General features: G+C 59.5%; 1 protein-coding gene. It reads right to left on the bottom strand.

Annotated features, from left to right (window positions below; translation table 11 throughout):
* On the bottom strand, positions 1-1,135 hold a 1,135-nt coding region (locus ACM6LR_RS39315), incomplete at both ends, for an amino acid adenylation domain-containing protein (protein ID WP_414945655.1).

Here is a 1,135-nt window from a genome sequence, read left to right as displayed (position 1 = left end):
AGGACGGCCTCGATTTCGCCGGGTTCGATCCGGAAACCACGGACCTTCACCTGCTCATCAGCACGACCCGCGAACTCCAGCTCACCAGCATCATTCCACCGAGCCAGATCACCCGTGCGATACATCCGCTCACCAACACCACCGAACGGATCCGCCACAAACCGCTCCGCGGTCAAACCCGGCCGACCCAGATAACCACGAGCGACACCAGGCCCCGCCACATACAACTCCCCCACCACACCAGGCGGAACCGGCAACAACCCCCCACCCAACACATAAACCCGCAAATCCGGCAACGCCCGACCAACCACACTACGAGACAAACCATTCACGAAATCCCGGGTCAGCCGGTGTGCGGTGACATGCACCGTCGTCTCGGTGATCCCGTACATATTCACCAACGCGGGCGCGTCATCCGGATGCCGCTCAAACCAGCCCGACAACCGAGCAGGCTCCAGCGCCTCACCACCAAAAATCACCCACCGCAACGACAAAACGCCCGCAGAATCAACATCCGCCAACTGATAGAACGCCGACGGCGTCTGATTCAACACCGTCACCCGCTCCTGAACCAGCAGATCACGGAACCTCTCCGGCGAACGACTCACCAAATAAGGAACCACCACCAAACGACCACCCGACAACAACGCACCCCAGATCTCCCACACCGAGAAATCAAACGCATACGAATGGAACAACGTCCACACATCATCCGCACCAAACCCGAACATAGACCCAGTCGTCTCAAACAACCGAACCACATTCCGATGCGACACCACCACACCCTTAGGCACACCAGTAGACCCAGACGTATAAATCACATACGCCGCATGCTCGTCCCGCACAGCACGAACCACATCCGCCGACACCGCAATCTCAGCAGCGTCCACCAGAATCGTCGGCAACCCACCGATATCCGGCAAACCAGCGGCCACAACAGACGTCGTCACCATCAACACCGGATCAGCATCAGCAAGCATGAACGCAACCCGATCCACCGGATACTCCGGATCAACCGGCAAATACGCCGCACCAGCCTTCACCACCGCCACCACAGCAACAACCAACTCACACCCACGCGGCAACGCCAGCGCGACAACCTTCTCCGGCCCAGCACCACCCACCACCAACCGAG

Source organism: Amycolatopsis sp. cmx-11-32 (assembly GCF_047608695.1).
Taxonomy (GTDB): Bacteria; Actinomycetota; Actinomycetes; order Mycobacteriales; family Pseudonocardiaceae; genus Amycolatopsis.
The sequence above is the reverse complement of the archived record's forward strand: the minus strand, read 5'-3'. Positions and strand labels throughout refer to the sequence as shown.